This window comes from Mycobacterium simiae, from assembly GCF_008370645.1.
Lineage (GTDB): Bacteria > Actinomycetota > Actinomycetes > Mycobacteriales > Mycobacteriaceae > Mycobacterium > Mycobacterium simiae_A.
Genome location: NZ_VTZN01000119.1, coordinates 1 through 16,396 on the forward strand (window position 1 = coordinate 1; position 16,396 = coordinate 16,396).

Genomic DNA, 16,396 nt, shown 5'->3' on the forward strand with positions numbered 1-16,396 from the left:
GCGATGGCGGCAAGGGTGGTGCCGGTGGTGCCGGTGGCGACGGCGGGGCTGGTGGAGTTGGCGGCGCGGGCGGACTGTTCGGTGGCGCCCCAGGTGGCCACGGTATCGGCGGCCCTGGCGGGAGCGGCGGTGTGGGCGGGGTTGGCGGCCCGCCCGGTCAGCCCGGCCCCGGTGGAGTTGGGCCGGGTGGCAAAGGCGGGTCGGGTGCGCCGGGCAGCCCAGGCGCCCCAGGCGCTTTCGGTCCGCCCGGCCAGCACGGCTGACCGTATCGCCGCTCGGCGGCACACGCTCTACACTGACGGGTGTTGTCAGCGCTCGTCGACGAGCAACGGAATCCTGGTGAGACTCGTCACCAGCGCCAAATCGGGACGTGAAATCCCCAGAAGGAGTGGACTGTGACGAATTCCCCGACGGCCCAGGTCGGATCGGTTGATCTGTCGGCGGCACATGCGACGCTCTGGTTGGCGGCCACCACCTTCCTGGCGCTGCTGGCGCTCTACTTCGTCGGCATCGATCAGGGTGCCGCATCGCTGTTCGGCAGCGACTCACATGTGCACGAGTTCTTCCACGACGCAAGGCATCTGCTCGGATTCCCCTGCCACTGAGCGGCCACCGTGGAGAAGCGTCTGATAGCACGCGGTCTGCTGGCGGGCGCGGCCGGCGCGGTGCTGGCGTTCCTATTCGCCCGCGTGTTCGCCGAGCCCGTCATAGGCCGCGCAATCGCTTTTGAGGACGGCCGCATCGAAGTCGCACACGCTGCGGGCGTGCACGAGCACGGCGTCGAATTGTTTACCCGCGGCGTGCAGGGTAACGCGGGATTGGGTTTCGGGGTCCTGGTTTTCGGGATCGCGATGGGCGCCCTCTTCGCCGTCCTGTTCAGCGTCGCACATGGGCGTGCGGGAAGCGTTGGGCCGCGCGCACTTTCGATCCGACTCGCGGCCGGAGCCTTCACCGCGGTGTATCTGGTGCCATTCCTGAAGTATCCACCCAATCCGCCGGCGGTCGGTCAGGCAGACACGATCGGATCGCGCACGCTGTGGTACCTGGTGATGGTGCTGGCGTCGGTGGTGCTGGCGATCGCCGTGGTCTGGCTGGCCCGCCGGCTCTCGGTGCGCGTTGGTGCGTGGAACGCCGGGCTGATTGCAGCAGCGGCCTATGTGGTGGTGATTGCGCTGGTCATGCTGGTGTTGCCGACGGTGGCCGAGACACCCGGCCCAATGCGCGACCCCTCCGGCGCGATCAGTTATCCCGGCTTTCCCGCTGACGTTCTCTACGAATTCCGGTTGGTTTCGCTGGTCACGCAGCTGGTTCTGTGGGTAACCATCGGGCTGGTCTTCTCGGTGCTCGCGGGCCGGCTGCTGGGTGAACGTGCCGAAAGAGTCCCGTCATCCGGCTGACTCTGGTGTCGCACGCGCTGACTGAGGCCATGTCAGCCGCGCGTTTTCCCGCCGACGAGCCGGTTAACGACATCGGCCGTCGGCAGGCCGAAGCCGCAGCGCGCTTGGCTATCCGGAACAATACATCCCAGCTCGCCGGACCCGAGCGGCGCGCCCGACAAACCGCAGAGTTGTTGGGGTTCAACGCAACAACGGAGCCGCGGCTGGCCGACATCGATTGCGGACGGTGGCGCGGTGCAGCCCTGGAGAGTGTCGACCCCGAAGAGCTGACCGCCTGGCTGACCGATGCGGCCGCGGCGCCGCACGGCGGCGAGTCGATCGTCGACCTAATCGACCGGGTGGCCGGATGGCTGGCGTCGCTGGCCGGCAATGCAGTGGCGGTCACCCATCCAGCGGTGATTCGTGCAGCGATCCTGGTGGTACTTGATGTCTCACCAAACTCGTTCTGGCGCATCGACATTGCACCACTTAGCCGCACCGTCATGCACTACCGCAGCGGCCGCTGGACGCTCCGGCTCTAGCTACTTCGGAGCCACCAGCGCGAAAACCTGCTTGGCGACCTGCAGCATCCAACCGGTCACCGTTGGTCCGTGATCGCGGGGCCAGTTCAGCTGAAAGCTCACCACCCACGCCTGTCCCGTCCGGTCCTCGGTGTACCAGCTAAAGGTAAGGTCGCCGGGCAGGCCACCGGCTTTCGCGCCAATGTAGGGCCAGTCGTTGCGATCCAGCTGGATACCTGCGACCGCGGACAGGATTTCCCGGACCGGCGCGGCCTGACCAACCGCGTCGGCTTGCAGCGCCAGATGCACCCGGCAGATATCCTCGGCGCTGCCGTACCACTCAGCGCCGTACATGGAGGCCGGGGTGTGGGCACGGGTGGGATCGGGCCGGTAGGGCGTTGCATTGGCCTGCTGCAGCAACTGGGCGCGAGCTTGCGGCGTCGCATGTTCCCATTGGTCACGCAGGTCTGGCTGCCCCCAGCCGACGGAGAATAGCTCGTACATCGTGGGGAACGGAGTCATGCTGGCCGGATCGTGATGGCCGGCGGTGGCTAGCGCCTCCTCGATCGCGTGCGTGCCCAGCCGTCCAATGAGAAGGTCGGTGGCCATGTTGTCGCTGGTGGCAATCATCTTCTCGGCGGCGGTGCGAACCGAGACCTGAGCGCCGGGTGGCAGTTCTAATCCTGACGAGCCCACCGCTTTGCTCTTGGTGGTCACCGTCAGCATTTCATTCCAGGACACTGTGCCGTCGCTGACTGCGCCGGCCAGCGCATGCAACACGTACAGTTTGAAAATTGACGCCAGCGGCAATGACTCGCGGGTGTTGGCGCCCGCCACTGGGTCGCAGTTTCCGTTGGTCACCTTGGCAACCTGGTAGGAGTAGCGGGCTCCGGTTTTGCGCAGCACCGCGTCGACGTCTCGCCAGGTGCTGATCGACGGGTGCTGCGTCTCGAGGTCAAACCGGTCGACCTGGCCGTCGTCGTCGGTGTGGATGCGAATGTCTTGCCGGGCGCCATAAGACGACACCACATGCAGCGTGGCCACACTGGCGCCGAGGTCGACGCCCTCGACGGTAAACGGGCGGTCCCACCACAGCTCTTCCATGGTGTGTTCGACCGAGTCGACCTGGTTAGGCGCAGCTAGAGTGCCAACTCCGACCGGGCCGATCGGCCAGTCCGAGTTGAGCATGTCCACGGTCTGCTGGGCGCGCAGGCCGGGCGGAGTTGTGGTGTCGATCCGGCGGCTCGGGTCCGCTGCGTTAGCGGTCGGGGTGGGTGAGTGCGCGCAACCCGAGGCCAGGGTGATCACCAACGCCGCAGCCGCGCTCCACGCCACCGCCCGGCGCGGCGGCATCGGCCGGCTACTCAGGCTTGCCGCTCCCGGCAACGTCGAGTACCACTTCGAATTCCAGCAGCGCAGCGCCCGTCGCCACGGGGTTGGCCCGCTCCCCGGCGTGGGCTTCTTTCGCGGGCCCGTTTGCCCAGGCCTGGAACGCTTCATCAGACTCCCAGTGTGTCACCACAAAGTAGCGGTCTTCGCCCTTGACCGGACGTAGCAGCTGAAAGCCGAGGAAACCCGGCGAGTTGTCCACCGCATGCGCGCGGTGCGCGAAACGCTTCTCCAGCTCGGGGCCGGCACCGGCAGGCACCGAGATGGCGTTGATCTTCACCACTGGCATGCCGCTAGGCTACCGTGCCCGGCATGCGCACCGATCTGTTGCTCCATCGCGGCGGGCGGGGCGAATCATTGGTTCTGGTGCACGGATTGATGGGCCGCGGTAGCACCTGGTCACGGCAGCTACCATGGCTGACCCGGCTGGGCGTGGTGTACACCTACGACGCGCCCTGGCATCGAGGCCGCGACGCGGCGGACCCTTACCCGATCAGCACCGAGCGCTTTGTCGCTGACTTGCGGGCTGCGGTGACCACATTGGGTGGGCCGGTCAGGCTGATCGGACACTCGATGGGAGCGCTGCATTCGTGGTGTCTGGCCGCGCAGCATCCGGAGTTGGTTTCGGCGCTCGTGATTGAGGACATGGCGCCGGACTTTCGGGGCCGTACCACCGGCCCGTGGGAGCCGTGGCTGCATACCCTGCCGGTTGAATTCGATTCTGCTGAGCAAGTATTGGCCGAGTTCGGCCCGGTCGCCGGCCAGTACTTCCTGGAAGCCTTCGACCGCACGCCCACCGGGTGGCGGCTGCACGGCCAGACCGCGCGGTGGGTCGACATTGCCGCCGAGTGGGGCACCCGCGACTACTGGGCGCAATGGCGGTCAGTGCGGGCGCCGGCCTTACTCATCGAGGCGGGCAATTCGGTAACTCCACCCGGCCAGATGCGTCAGATGGCTCAAAGAGATGTTCCGACAACATATCTGAAAGTGCCGCAAGCCGGCCATCTGGTGCATGACGAGGCACCGCAGGTGTATCGGAAGGCTATCGAATCGTTCTTGGCGGCGCCGAACCATGCCTAAGTGGTCGCGCCGGCAGTTCCTCGAGGGTCGGTCTGCCCGGAGGCCAGCGCTCACCCGACCCGCGACGAGATCAACGCCAGCGCGGAAAGGTGCGAGAAGAAGTGACGCTAACGTGAATCTCGGCGCAAGAACCGCGATCCCACGCCAAGATGACACCCGCGATAATATTCGGTGATCACGGCCTTGGGGGCCCCGAACCGCGTTACGCTTTTGGCTCGGCACGCGAGCGGAAGGCCCTCAATGTCATCGTTGCTGGTAGCAGCGGCGGCTGAGCCGTCGAATTCGCCTGCACCCTGGTGCTGCGGTCGGACCGCTGTTGATCATTAGCGAATTACTTTACGTGAATTGGTTGCAAGGTAAGATGAGGTGATGAACGTTGCTGAGAGCCGCAGGATGGCTCCCCGGCCCGCTGGCGAGGCTTTTGACCGCACCTGGACGTTCTTGACAAATCACGCCCACGTGTTGCTATGCGTGTCGACTCGGGAGCCTATGACAGCTCGTGAACTGGCATTGCGCATCGGCATCACCGAGCGTTCGGTGCAAGCGATCTTGACCGATCTGACCGACGAGGGCTACCTCATCAAGTCGAAGATTGGTCGTCGCAACGTGTATGAGCTCAATCCCCAGGGCAAACTGCGCCATCCACTCGAAGCCAGCCACACGGTGGGCGAACTCGTCGCGGCCTTGTCGTAGTCCGGTACTCGGCGTGCGAGCAACCAACTATGGATTGCATCGCGGGCAATAGCGTGGCTCGGCGAGCGCTCCGTTTCGTGCGATGGCGTTGTGATGCTCGCAGGCCGGACACCCATGGATATCGGCGGCGATGAGGCTGGTGGGCCCACCGCATGCTTGGCACGGTAAACCATCGTGAACCCCAACCTTGCCGTATCCGGGACAACCGCACTCCGGGCAGGGCGTGGCGAGCCGACGAGCGAGCCGGCTCGCCAGGGCGGCAAGGACATCGCGGCGGCTGGGGTTGTGATGTGCCCGTAAGTCGGGTTCCACCGAGGCCCGATGATCGTCGGCAGCAGCCATTGCGGTGTCGACGACGCAATGCAGAGTGTCCGCGTCGGTGATCCCCTTGCCGAAGACTCGCACGCGATTGTCGACGCTGGCCTTGACTGTGGCGCCTTGGCCGGGAAACCCGAAATTCCATGCCGCGGCAAGGGCCTCATCGGCGGAGTCGACCAGCCGAGGAGAGCCAGGAGCGCCGGGGGTATTGACCCCTTCGACGACCTGGATGTCGCGGCTGTCGTCGACGAACACCAAGATTTCCTGGTGCAGCGCCAGCGTGCCAAACCAGGTGTCGTAACTGGCTTCGCTGGCCAGACCGTAGGGCACTCCGGCAACCTGCATTCCCAATCGCGCTTTGGCGATGGCCGCCGCCAGCGGCGCTAATGTCCTGTTCACATCGCCGGTGAAGGTGCCGAACTGATCAGTGTCGACTCCGGGCGGCGCGATGACATGGGCGCCCAGCTCGTCGGCGAAAGCTGGCGCCACTTGCTGCTCTTTGCCGTGCATGGTGCCCATGGCGATCACGGCCCCGGCATAGCTGCCCACGGCTAGGTGCCTTCCTATGCAACGAGTGTGCTAACCCGGCCGAAAGCTCCGGCCGGACTCCGGTGTCGGCACGCGTCGAGATCGACGCCAGCGTGAAAAAGCGCGAGAAGGTGTGACGCTGACGTCGATCTCGGCGTAGGGACCGCGATCCCACCCTCGACGACCTGACGAGGATGACCGCTTAGACGCACTCCAACAGCGGTGCCTGACTTTCGGAAACATCGCCGAAGGTTGCGCAGACGCGAAGTCGGCCGTCGTTGCCGTCGTTGGCCACACACACGATGGCGGTCTGCCCGCTGTCGACGGCCTTGGCGATCACCGCCGACTTCTGCAGCAGCGACACACCGGTGTGCACCACGTGGGCGGCAGACAGCTCGTCGGCGTTGCTGAGCTGCACGTCTTGCCGCGCAAGCGACGATATGGCCTGCTCGACGACTGCGCGAGCCGCTCCATCTGGAAAACTGACCTTCTTCCAGGCCTCCAGCGCGGTGTCCATGGCGGCGCAGTCGTCATGGCCAAGGATGACAATGAGCGGTGTTTTGAGTGTGCCGACCGCATATTCGACGGTGGCCAGCACCCCGGTGTCGATGACGTGCCCCCAGGTGCTGATGTCGATGAGTGCGCCCCAGCTTTGACCTAGCACCACCTCGCTCGCGATGTCGGCGTCTGCGCAGCGGAATACCACTGCGAAGGGTGAATCGTCCTTGGCGGTGGCATTGTGCCTCGACCACGACGTGGCGAAGCGTTGATTACCCGATTGCAGACGCTGCCAGGCGATTGTTGGGTTGGACATAGTTGTTTCCTTTCTTGTGGGGTTTGGTGCGGTTTAGCTGAAGTACTCGGGTCGGCTGACGTAGGTGTCGGTGACAAACATGACCCCCGGCGTTTCGTCGAGCAGTCGACGCAGACCGGCGATCAGCGCCTCGGATTTGGTGTCCGGGACGACGGTGATCAGCAGCTCTAGTGCCGCCTGCTGGTTGAACAGCAGCCTGCCTTGGTGGTAGCCGTGGTGACCGAGCCCCGACACGCCGGACACGCTGGTGAAACCGGTTACCCCGGCGCCGCGGAACTGGTCGCGCACCGCGGGCACGTGTTCCCCGGGAACGACGAGTTCGATTTTGGTCATCTTGGTCAGGCCGTTCAGTGACATGGGGTTACCTCCTGGTGGTTTTCGTTGTGTTGGTCGGGCGCAGCGGTAGCGTCCCAGCGTCGCCAGCCGCCGCGGGTCCAGCGTTGCCAGTCCTGGCCGGGGTGTTCGCGGGCGGCCAAGAAAACCCAGTCGTTTCCGAACAGGTGCTGCAGGACGGGGTTTCGCTCGATCACCATGTCGATGCGCAGCAGCGGCGCTTGGACGACGGTCAGCAGCCGCATGGGCTCATGTCCGAAGGACTGGCCATCGGTCAGCGACTGTCGCGGCAGGCCCAGCTGGAGGTCGCCGCCGTGTCCGGCGAGCACACCCACACCGCCGACGACGTTGTGGATGGTCTTGGTTCCTGCTCCGAACGTTTCTGGCGCCACCGTCGAGAAGTAGTACTGGCAGTTGATCCATTGAGCCACCACCATGGGTGCGGTCAGGATGGTTTCTAGCGCGCCGCCTTCGGCGTCGACGTCGGCTTCGTAGGAGTGCAGGAAGGTGCGTCGGTGCAGGTCGATGCCTCGGGTGATCTCGCGGGGCGCGACGATGAAGGCCGCATTGCCGGCCAGACCCCACTCGGGAAAGACCTGCGCCCAGTCGACGGATCGGGTGGCGACGTGCAGAGCCGCACGCGTCGGGCCAGGTGTGGCTGGTCCGCCAGGAAGTCCCGAGCAACGTTCGGTGGCCAGTTCGGCACCAGCGATAGCGAGATCCGCGACGAGTTGGCGGACGTCCGGCTGATGGCATGCCGGTACCAGGTGTCGGTCCAGCACGGTGACCCGATCGGTTGCGGTGTCGTGCTGGGCGGCGACAAACCAGGTGTCGTCCGGAATTGCGATCCCCAGGTTGCGCAATTCAGCCCGAACATTGGCATCGTTGAGGATCGCCGCAGCGGTGCGGGCATTCGGACCGCCAGCCTGCCCGCCGCAAGCCCCACAGTCCAGCGCCGCCTGATACGGGTTGTTCTCGGTGACGCTGCCGTGCCCGCAGAGGACGACGAGCCGGGCGAAGCCGCCGGTGAGGCCCATGGTGATCAGTGCCACCTGCGCGTACAGAGCGCGGCTGGTTAGATCCACGGTGTCGTTGATCGAGAGCACAGTAGGGGCCGGAGGTGTCAGCCGGTCTCGCACGCGACGTCGCAGTGTCCCGCTGCCCAGCGGGCTCAGTGTTTTGGCCGCTGCCCACGGACCGGCAGCCCAACCGGCCGCTTCAGCCAACGCGAACGGGGCGATGAGCGCCTGCTTGGCGGCATAAAATGCCGCTTCGGCAGCTGCGATGAGAAGGCTGCCGGCGCGCAGCCGCCGGGCCGCATCCGTGGCAGCCGGTGCCGGGCTCTCCTGGACGTCATGCTCTGGGCTGATCAGCACCGGGCACAGATCGTCGGGTGCTCCGCCGAGCATGCTGGTGTATCGGATGGCGACAGCGAAGAACCCAGCGAAGCCCAAGGTTTGGTAGCCGCCGAGGGATTCGATGTGGCGACGCAGGCCCTCGGATCGGGTGTCGATGCAGCACACCAGTTGGGCTTGCGGGCGCCGCTCGTCGCGTTGGGGCGGTTTTGCCTCGGCCAAAGATCGCAGCAGCGCGTCGCGGTAGTGCGCTTCGTAGGCTTGTTGCCAGACCAGTTGCCGTGCGGTGACAGGCAGCGCCGAGACGACCCGGGCAGCTGCGCCCAAATCGCTGTCGCTGACGTCCTCAAGCCCCCATGTTTGGGCCAGCGCGGCGGCCCGTTCGCGGGCCGAGGGAATGCGTGACCCAATGGCAGTCACGGGCGCTGAATTTGATCCAGAAGTGTTGTGCGACATCAATACTGATTCGTATATCAGTCGCATGGCGAGGTAGTCCAGCACGTCCACACCGGTGGCGCGTTCGGCGGACCAACGGACGTGAGCAGCCCAACCCGGAAGCCGAGTCAAGTGGGCTTGCAAGTAGGTAATGCGATCCTCGTCAGCGACGCCCAGCTGTTCCAGGGCCTGCAATGCGGCGTCGTCGGCGCGATCGGCCACCTTGCGTAGCGCAGCGCGCACCTTTCGGTTCAACGTCTGATCGCCGGGGGCCAGTGCCCGCCAAGCGTGGTAGAAGCCTTTGTGGTGGTCGGGCATCGGCCAGCCCGCTGCCGGCGATCCAAAGTACGCCGTACACCATTTTGCGGCCTGGGCATCGACCTGGTCGGCCACCTGCGGGGCGGTGAGCTCGCTGCGGGTTTTGTTGCGTCGCAGCGGCTTTGGGGCCAGGCTGCCGTTGAGCAAGTCAGCGCGCAGCAGTTCGAAAGGTGTCACCACCCGGGTCCCCATCCGGATCGGCTCTCCGTTGAGCAAGGTCGGGTAGCGCAGTCGCAGGGTCGACTCGAGGTCGGCATTGGTGATCCGTCCGGCCCGGTACAGGTCGCGGAAGGTGGTCTCCTCCAGCACACCGGCGATGCCGTAGAGGTCGCCAGCTCGTCGGACTGCCTGCTCGAAGGGCATCGACTCCAGCCCGGCCAGCGGGTTGACCGCGATGAAAGTCTCCAGCGGATAGTGCGTGGGTGTCACGCGGGCGGCCAGGTTGACTTCGCTGCGTAACTGCGCGCGGCGGGTATCGGTCGAGACGTGGTCAGCCACGATGGTCACTGGAGCGCTCCTGTCAATTGGGTGGTTGGCAATTGTGATGGGCGAGTAGCTGGAATATGGCCGGCCACAAATGTTTTCGCATAAATGGCACGCTGCAGGCGACCGGCCCAGCCGTCCGGCGGAGCCTGGCGCAGTAAGGCCACTGCGCCCAGGATGACGGCCACTGCGACGATGCCCAGAGTCGAGGTGGGCAAAATGGTGACCGGGGGCAGATCGGGAGCAAGGAATCCGGTCACAGCGCCAACCAACGCGACATATCCGATGGCGGCACCGAACAGTGCCACGGCTCCGGTAAGAACCTGCCGCACGCTCGGGTTCCTTGCTAACCAGCCCGTCAACGCTGCCGCGGCGGTGGCCCAGGTGAACACCATCAGCACGTGCGCCGAGCCGTGTTCTCCGGATGGCAGGTGCACCACACTGCTGGCCGCATAGAGCGTGGCGGCAGGTAGCAGCATCGCCGTGAACTGGATCGCTGGCCACTGCGCCGGGGTGAGCTTTGGCGCAGGCGGCCGAGCCGCCTTCTGGCGACGCTTGGCTATCGCCGAGCCGGACGACAGGAACAGGGTGGCCTTGTAGAAACCATGGCCCACCAGATGGAATACCGCCGCTGCGGACAGGCCGAGCCCACAGGTCAAGATCATGAAACCCATCTGCGCCATGGTCGAATACACCAACGAGCCCTTGATGTCGGTCTTGATGAGCATCACGATGCCGCCGTAGAGCACGCTGAGCGTGCCGGCGGTGAACGCCAGGCCCATGGCGATGGCAGATCCGCTGACGATCGGGCTCAGCCGCACCAGCAGCACGCCGCCGGCGTTGACCACGCCGGCGTGCAGCAACGCCGAGACGGGAGTGGGCGCGGCCAGGGTAGCTGGCAGCCAGCGGTGAAACGGTATCTGCGCCGATCGCGACAAAGCCGCTACGACGATCAAAGCAGTCGCTGCAAGCAAAGTCGGTGACGACTGCTGGAATCGCTCGGGGCTCAGGTCGAACAGGCTTATGTTGCCCCACCGCACGGTCAACAGGCCGACCCCCAACCACAGGGCCAAGTCGCCCAACAGGAACGCTGCCGCAGTCCGCAGTACGCCATCGCGGGCAGCTGGCAGCTCCCAATAGGTCGCCAGCAGCAGGCACAGCGCAGTGCCGGCCAAGGTCCAGGAGACGGCTAGGCCGATAAGGGTTCCGGAGGTCATGAGGCCGGCGGATGCCGCGGTAAGCAGGCCAGTGCCGGCGGTGAACCACCACGATCGGCTGTCGCAGGCGAGGTAGCGCTGCGCGAACACCTGCGCGACCATGCTGACTCCGTATACCAGCACCAGCAGCAGCGCGCTGAGCCGGTTAGCCCCGATTTGGGCGATCAGGTCGCCATCGGCTGATCGCAGAGTGGCCGACACGGAGCTGTGGACCGCTACGTGGACGGCGATCAGGAATGCGGAGACCAACCCGACACCGGCGGCGGCGGCACCCAAGCGGCCGACGAGGCGAGGATGCCGCGAACCGGCCAGAAGGGCGCTCAGCGACGCGAGCAGCGGAAGTAGCAATACACCGACGAGGAGGGCGCTCACTGGTCATCACCACCAGTTGCAGCCGCGGTAAGCGCGAGGTTCATGCGACGGACAGTACGTGAGATCCATTACGTCTGTCAAACATCACGAAAGTTAATTCGCTAATGAACTGTGCTGGCGATCCGAAGGTGGGTTGGGGAAATGGCAGCAGCGGCCGTTGCCTTCAACGGCCTTCCGGGTAGTTACTCTTCGCCGGCCAGGGCGAACCGGCCGTCATGCGTTCGCGTCACGAGGCCGTCGGCAAGCAGCGAATCTAGCGCCCGGTCGCGCTGTACACAATCAGTCAGCCACGCTACATCGAGCTCAGCCCGGGTGACCGGAGAGTCCTTGGCGCGCAACACATCCAGCAAACGCCCGCGGACTTGGCGGTCGGTTCCCGCATAGGTCTGCGCCCGCCGTGCCGGACCAGGCATGGCGGGAAAGCCGGCGTCTCGCCACGCGCATGCGTCAAGCGGGCACACACCACAGCGCGGTGCCCTGGCCGTACACACTGTCGCGCCGAGCTCCATCAGCGCTAGTGAAAAACTCGGGGCCGCTTCGTCATTCGGCAGTAGCGCCATGGCGTCGGCGAGGTCACGGGCCGACGACAGCGCACCGGCGTCAGGGCGGCCATGCACGGCCCGGGCTAACACGCGGCGAACGTTCGTGTCTACCACGGGAACCCGTTGGCGGTAGGCAAAGCACGCCACCGCTCGCGCGGTATAGCTACCGACGCCCGGCAGCCTCAACAATGTTTCGACATCGTCGGGAACCACGTCGCCATGGTCACGTGCGATGACAGTAGCGCACTCGTGCAAGCGTTTAGCCCGCCGTGGGTAGCCCAACTTCCCCCAAGCGCGCAGCACATCAGCAGTCGTTGCTGCGGCGGTGGCCGATGCGGTGGGCCAGCGTCGCACCCATTCCGGCCAGATTGGCAGTACCCGCGACACCGGCGTTTGCTGCAGCATGAACTCGCTGACCAGAATTTGCCATGCGCTCACGTTGGGTTGGCGCCAAGGCAGATCGCGACGCGATTGTTGGTACCAAGCCAAAAGATTGGTGGCTGGTATGTGCTGCGGGACGATCATGAGCGGGTGCGGCAAGATAAGCGGTATGCCCAACACCAACCCGGCAAGCGCGTGGAAAGCACTCACCGAGGGTAACCAGCGATTCGTCGCCGGCAAGCCCGAGCATCCCAGCCAGAGCGTCGAGCATCGCGCCAGCCTGGCCGTTGGGCAGCAGCCGACGGCAGTGATCTTCGGCTGCTCCGACAGCCGGGTTGCCGCGGAGATCATTTTCGACCAGGGCCTCGGTGACATGTTCGTAGTCCGCACGGCCGGGCATGTGATCGACGCAGCTGTTCTGGGCTCCATCGAGTATGCGGTGACGGTGCTGAACGTGCCGCTTGTGGTGGTTCTCGGCCATGACAGTTGCGGCGCGGTGAACGCCGCGCTGACGGCGCTGGATAGTGGCGCGCTACCGGCGGGTTATGTGCGTGACGTGGTGGAAAGAGTTGCACCGTCCATCCTGATGGGCAGGCGCGACGGCCTCAATCGTACAGACGAGTTCGAGGCGCGGCATATCCACGAAACGGTCTCGCAGCTAATGAGCCGTTCGACGGCCATTGCGGATCGGGTGGCCGCCGGCACGCTGGCGATAGTGGGCGTCACCTACCAGCTTGCCGACGGACAGGCAGTGTTGCGCGATCGGGTCGGCGACATCGACGACATCGGCGACCGAGCCAACCTTGCGACCCCAGTAGCACGGCGGTTGTCCAGCTAACCTGGCGACACGCCGAGGCGGGTCGGACGAGTCGGCGTGACCTGGGCCTACGGTGTGAATGTGCTGGATCTGGAACCGCGTGGCCCGCTACCTACCGAGATCTACTGGCGGCGCAGGGGACTGGCCCTGGGCGTCGCGGTCGTTGCGGTCGGCGTCGTGGTGGCTGCGTTCGTCGCCTTCGTCGGCAATAGCGCCGGCGCCAAACCCGCCAATGCTGAGAAACCGAATTCCGCCCAAGGTCATCCAGGCTCGAGCGCGCCCCAGGCGCCAGCAGCCGCTGGGCAAGCCGAAGGCAATACTCCGGCAGCACCGCCACAGGGCCAGAACCTGGAAACCCCGACCCCCACAGCTGCGGTGCAACCGCCGCCGGTGCTGAAAGAGGGCGATGATTGCCCCGATTCCACGCTAGCCGTCAAGGGATTGACCAACTCACCCCAGTACTACATCGGTGATCAGCCGAAATTCACCATGGTCGTCACCAATATCGGGCTGGTGTCGTGCAAACGTGACGTCGGTGCAGCGGTGCTTGCGGCCTACGTCTACTCGCTGGATAACAAGCGGTTGTGGTCGAATCTGGACTGCGCTCCCTCCAACGAGACCCTGCTGAAGATGTTCACCCCGGGCGAGCAGGTGACGACCGCGGTGACGTGGACGGGCATGGGTTCGGCACCGAAGTGCCCACTGCCGCGGCCGGCGATCGGGCCCGGTACCTACAACCTCGTTGTCCAGCTGGGCAACCTTCGGTCTCTGTCGGTTCCGTTCGTTCTCAATCAGCCGCCACAGCCGCCGGGGCCCGCGCCGGCCCCTGGGCCGGCGCAGGCCCCGCCACCGGAGGCGCCGCCCGCCCAGGGCGGCTGATCGAGTCATTGATCGGCGATGGTCGACTCGGCCAGCTGCGACAATCCTTCCCGCACATGGCGAGCCCACATCGCGCCGATGCCGTCGACGGATTGCAGATCGCCGGCGCTGGCCGCCAGCAGACCTTGCAGCGTGCCGAACGCGCGGACTAGTAGGTCAGCATGGGCGAATTGCAGCCGGGGGACGGCTGCCATTGCGCGGTATCCGCGAGCGCTCAGCGCCGAGTCTTGCGCCTCCGTCGTCGTTGGATATCCGAAAACCTTTGCCAGCGCGGTGAAATCGAGGAGTTCGGTGTCGGAGAGGGCGTCCAGCTCGTCCAGGGTCGCGTCGATCTGCGCTTTGGCAAGCGGTTCTGGGTTGGCGTGGTAGTCGCGGACTATCAACTCGCGTGCGATGTCGTTGCCGCCGAGCAGCTCCTCTAGCTGCAGCCGCAGTTGGCGCCCATCGGTGCCGAGTTCTACCACGTCGTAGTCGATCACCAGACCGATCCGGCGGACCAACTCGAGCCGCTGCACCACCGTCATCACGTCGCGCAGGATGACAAAGTCTTCAATCTCGGCCCTGGATAGTTGCCGGCTTACCTCATCCAGCCTGGTCTTGTACCGTTCCAGGGTTGCGATCGCCTGATTGGCTCGCGACAGGATAGTCGCCGAATCAGTCAGCACATGGCGCTCGCCGCCGACGTAGACCGTCACGATATTCATCGAGTGGCTCACCGAAATCACCGGATAACCGGTTTGAATCGCCGATCGTTCCGCCGAACGGTGCCGGGTACCCGACTCGTCGGTCGGTATCGACGGATCCGGGACTAATTGCACGTTGGCTCGCACGATGCGACTGCAGTCGGTGGACAACACCACGGCGCCGTCCATCTTGCACAGCTCACGCAGTCGGGTCGGCGCGTACCGGACATCAAGGGAAAAACCGCCGTCGCAGATGGCCTCGACACTTTCGTCGTGGCCGAGCACGATCAGGGCGCCGGTGCGGCCACGGAGGATGCGTTCCAGGCCGTCCCGCAGCCCCGTGCCGGGTGCCAGGCGAGCGACGGCCTCACGTAAGGTCGGACGAGTCACAGCGTGCATTCTGCTACGTGTTTGGCCGCTTAGTGTGACGTGTCCAGTAGACATGTGTTCGCCGGAGCAGCGCTGCGCTGGTCGGCGATGTCGATCATGTGCTCCAGCGCCGCGACGATGGTGGGTGCGGCCAGCGCTCGCAGCCCCGGCGGCACCGCATCGCAGCCCGGCGGGATCAAGGCGATGTTGAATCCCCGTCGGGCGGCCTCGGCCAGCCGCCGGTCCATCCCGCTGACCTGCCGCAGGTCGCCGGCCAGCCCGACCTCCCCGATCATCACCGCGGTGGTAGGTAGCGGCAGGTTGGCGTATGCCGAAGCCAGGGCTATGGCAACTGCCAGATCAGACGACGGATCGGTCAACCGCATACCACCCACCGTGGACAGATAGACGTCGTTGACGGCGATTCTCAACGTGGCGTGCTTTTCTAAGACGGCGGCGATCATCGCAGCCCTGGCATGGTCAATGCCGCTGGCGGCGCGTCGCGGCGACCCGCCGGTCGGCGTCGCCAGCAATGCCTGGACTTCCCCGATCAGCGGTCGCTTTCCGTCCAATGTGACGGTGATTGCGGTTCCAGGGACGGGATTCGGGCGCAGATCCAAGAATAAGTTCGATGGGTCGGCAACTCCTTCGATGCCGTTGTCGCGCAATAGGAAACACCCGACTTCGTCAGCGGCACCGAATCGATTCTTGACTCCGCGAACCATTCTTAGCGCGCCGTTGCGCTCGCCTTCGAAATGCAGCACCACATCGACGAGGTGTTCCAGCGAGCGCGGCCCGGCGATCGCGCCTTCCTTGGTCACGTGGCCGACCAAAATTAACGCGAACCCGCTAGCCTTTGCTGCTGCGGTCAGCGCTGCGGTCACGGCCCGCACCTGGGTGACCCCACCGGCCACGCCGTCGGCCTCGCTGGTCGACATCGTCTGGACCGAGTCGACGATGACCAACGCCGACCGAACCGTATCGATGTGGTCGAGCACCGCGTGCAGGTCGGATTCGGCGGCCAGGTACAGCTCGTCACCGCCACAGCCGATCCGGTCGGCGCGGAGCCGGATTTGCCCGGCGGACTCTTCACCGGAGACGTACAGCGCACGCTGCCCGGACTGCGCCCAGCGATGGGCGACCTCGAGAAGCAGCGTCGATTTGCCTACCCCGGGTTCGCCGGCCAGCAGCGTCACCGAACCGGGCACCACTCCACCGCCGAGCACCCGGTCTAATTCCCCGATTCCGGTGGAGCGGTGCCGGCTGAGGTTAGGTTTGACGGAACTGATGGGAACAGCACGCGACGCCGGCATAGTCGACCAGCGACCGCGGCCCCCGACGGCGGCGAGGTTCGACATCTCTTGCACGGTGCCCCAACCGCCGCACTCCAGGCATCGCCCCACCCACTTGGCGGTCAGATGACGACAGTCCGAACAGCGGTATTGCGAACGCGTATTAGCCACAAATGTGACCGTATCGGTGGGGTGTGACAT

General features: G+C 65.4%; 16 protein-coding genes and 2 pseudogenes. 8 read left to right on the plus strand and 10 right to left on the minus strand.

What is annotated here, in order from left to right; genetic code table 11:
- The 4 genes and pseudogenes from F0Q45_RS17680 to F0Q45_RS17695 form a co-directional block, all read left to right on the plus strand.
- Positions 1–399, plus strand: a pseudogene (locus tag F0Q45_RS17680) (hypothetical protein); the annotation flags it as partial.
- Positions 396–605, plus strand: coding sequence for a CbtB domain-containing protein (locus tag F0Q45_RS17685; RefSeq protein WP_149655175.1), 210 nt, complete (start codon positions 396–398; stop codon positions 603–605). The pseudogene F0Q45_RS17680 and the gene F0Q45_RS17685, both read left to right, overlap by 4 nt.
- 9 nt (positions 606–614) lie before the next feature.
- The gene (locus tag F0Q45_RS17690; protein WP_149655176.1) at positions 615–1,397 is read left to right on the plus strand and encodes a CbtA family protein; all 783 of its coding nucleotides are present in this window, start codon (positions 615–617) and stop codon (positions 1,395–1,397) included.
- 5 nt (positions 1,398–1,402) lie between these two features.
- Positions 1,403–1,918, plus strand: a complete 516-nt coding sequence (locus F0Q45_RS17695) for a histidine phosphatase family protein (RefSeq protein ID WP_373425018.1) — start codon at positions 1,403–1,405, stop codon at positions 1,916–1,918.
- Here F0Q45_RS17695 and F0Q45_RS17700 read toward each other — a convergent pair whose 3' ends face one another.
- The gene (locus F0Q45_RS17700) at positions 1,919–3,250 is read right to left on the minus strand and encodes a serine hydrolase (RefSeq protein WP_149655177.1); all 1,332 of its coding nucleotides are present in this window, start codon (positions 3,248–3,250) and stop codon (positions 1,919–1,921) included.
- Positions 3,251–3,257: 7 nt separating this feature from the next.
- Complete coding sequence (gene mhuD / locus F0Q45_RS17705; RefSeq protein ID WP_149655178.1) at positions 3,258–3,575, minus strand: mycobilin-forming heme oxygenase MhuD; 318 nt, start codon at positions 3,573–3,575, stop codon at positions 3,258–3,260.
- A 23-nt stretch (positions 3,576–3,598) separates the two neighbouring features.
- Between mhuD and F0Q45_RS17710 the strand changes: the two genes are divergently transcribed.
- Positions 3,599–4,366: an alpha/beta fold hydrolase gene (locus F0Q45_RS17710; RefSeq protein ID WP_373425019.1), complete on the plus strand. Its 768-nt coding sequence runs from the start codon at positions 3,599–3,601 to the stop codon at positions 4,364–4,366.
- 369 nt (positions 4,367–4,735) lie between these two features.
- Positions 4,736–5,059 carry a helix-turn-helix transcriptional regulator gene (locus tag F0Q45_RS17715; RefSeq protein ID WP_149655180.1) on the plus strand — a complete coding sequence of 108 codons (324 nt, stop codon included), beginning with the start codon at positions 4,736–4,738 and terminating at the stop codon, positions 5,057–5,059.
- A 27-nt stretch (positions 5,060–5,086) separates the two neighbouring features.
- Here the strand turns inward: F0Q45_RS17715 and F0Q45_RS17720 are convergent, their stop codons facing one another.
- The 6 genes from F0Q45_RS17720 to F0Q45_RS17745 all read right to left on the minus strand — a co-directional run bounded on the left by F0Q45_RS17720 (position 5,087) and on the right by F0Q45_RS17745 (position 12,326).
- Positions 5,087–5,926, minus strand: a complete 840-nt coding sequence (locus F0Q45_RS17720; RefSeq protein ID WP_149655181.1) for a DUF6671 family protein — start codon at positions 5,924–5,926, stop codon at positions 5,087–5,089.
- Positions 5,927–6,107: 181 nt separating this feature from the next.
- Complete coding sequence (locus F0Q45_RS17725) at positions 6,108–6,719, minus strand: carbonic anhydrase (protein WP_149655182.1); 612 nt, start codon at positions 6,717–6,719, stop codon at positions 6,108–6,110.
- Positions 6,720–6,752: 33 nt separating this feature from the next.
- Positions 6,753–7,076, minus strand: coding sequence for a P-II family nitrogen regulator (locus F0Q45_RS17730; RefSeq protein WP_149655183.1), 324 nt, complete (start codon positions 7,074–7,076; stop codon positions 6,753–6,755).
- Positions 7,067–9,667 carry a DUF2309 domain-containing protein gene (locus F0Q45_RS17735; RefSeq protein ID WP_149655184.1) on the minus strand — a complete coding sequence of 867 codons (2,601 nt, stop codon included), beginning with the start codon at positions 9,665–9,667 and terminating at the stop codon, positions 7,067–7,069. Before F0Q45_RS17735 ends, F0Q45_RS17730 begins: the two co-directional genes overlap by 10 nt.
- Positions 9,664–11,232: a proton-conducting transporter transmembrane domain-containing protein gene (locus F0Q45_RS17740; protein WP_149655185.1), complete on the minus strand. Its 1,569-nt coding sequence runs from the start codon at positions 11,230–11,232 to the stop codon at positions 9,664–9,666. Before F0Q45_RS17740 ends, F0Q45_RS17735 begins: the two co-directional genes overlap by 4 nt.
- Positions 11,233–11,414: 182 nt before the next feature.
- Positions 11,415–12,326 (minus strand): A/G-specific adenine glycosylase, encoded by a 912-nt coding sequence (locus F0Q45_RS17745; RefSeq protein WP_149655190.1) that lies wholly within the window; start codon positions 12,324–12,326, stop codon positions 11,415–11,417.
- Here F0Q45_RS17745 and F0Q45_RS17750 point away from each other — a divergent pair.
- Together F0Q45_RS17750 and F0Q45_RS17755 are read left to right on the plus strand one after the other, a co-directional pair.
- On the plus strand, positions 12,325–12,993 hold the full coding sequence (locus F0Q45_RS17750; protein ID WP_149655186.1) for a carbonic anhydrase: 669 nt from the start codon (positions 12,325–12,327) through the stop codon (positions 12,991–12,993). The genes F0Q45_RS17745 and F0Q45_RS17750 overlap by 2 nt on opposite strands.
- Positions 12,994–13,053: 60 nt before the next feature.
- A complete protein-coding gene (locus tag F0Q45_RS17755; RefSeq protein WP_149655191.1) occupies positions 13,054–13,851 on the plus strand; it encodes a hypothetical protein in 798 nt (265 codons plus the stop codon).
- Positions 13,852–13,856: 5 nt separating this feature from the next.
- Here F0Q45_RS17755 and disA read toward each other — a convergent pair whose 3' ends face one another.
- Complete coding sequence (gene disA, locus F0Q45_RS17760) at positions 13,857–14,933, minus strand: DNA integrity scanning diadenylate cyclase DisA (RefSeq protein WP_149655187.1); 1,077 nt, start codon at positions 14,931–14,933, stop codon at positions 13,857–13,859.
- Between the two features lie 9 nt (positions 14,934–14,942).
- Positions 14,943–16,366 (minus strand): annotated as a pseudogene (radA, locus tag F0Q45_RS17765) (DNA repair protein RadA); the annotation flags it as partial.
- Positions 16,367–16,396: the final 30 nt, after the last annotated feature.

What these genes read in the sequence shown, in the direction of transcription:
- F0Q45_RS17700 (WP_149655177.1), bottom strand. Translation starts at nt 3,250, where the DNA reads ATGCCGCCGCGCCGGGCGGTGGCGTGGAGCGCGGCTGCGGCGTTGGTG.
- mhuD (WP_149655178.1), bottom strand. Translation starts at nt 3,575, where the DNA reads ATGCCAGTGGTGAAGATCAACGCCATCTCGGTGCCTGCCGGTGCCGGC.
- F0Q45_RS17710 (WP_373425019.1), top strand. Translation starts at nt 3,599, where the DNA reads ATGCGCACCGATCTGTTGCTCCATCGCGGCGGGCGGGGCGAATCATTG.
- F0Q45_RS17715 (WP_149655180.1), top strand. Translation starts at nt 4,736, where the DNA reads ATGAACGTTGCTGAGAGCCGCAGGATGGCTCCCCGGCCCGCTGGCGAG.
- F0Q45_RS17725 (WP_149655182.1), bottom strand. Translation starts at nt 6,719, where the DNA reads ATGTCCAACCCAACAATCGCCTGGCAGCGTCTGCAATCGGGTAATCAA.
- F0Q45_RS17730 (WP_149655183.1), bottom strand. Translation starts at nt 7,076, where the DNA reads ATGTCACTGAACGGCCTGACCAAGATGACCAAAATCGAACTCGTCGTT.
- F0Q45_RS17750 (WP_149655186.1), top strand. Translation starts at nt 12,325, where the DNA reads ATGCCCAACACCAACCCGGCAAGCGCGTGGAAAGCACTCACCGAGGGT.
- disA (WP_149655187.1), bottom strand. Translation starts at nt 14,933, where the DNA reads ATGCACGCTGTGACTCGTCCGACCTTACGTGAGGCCGTCGCTCGCCTG.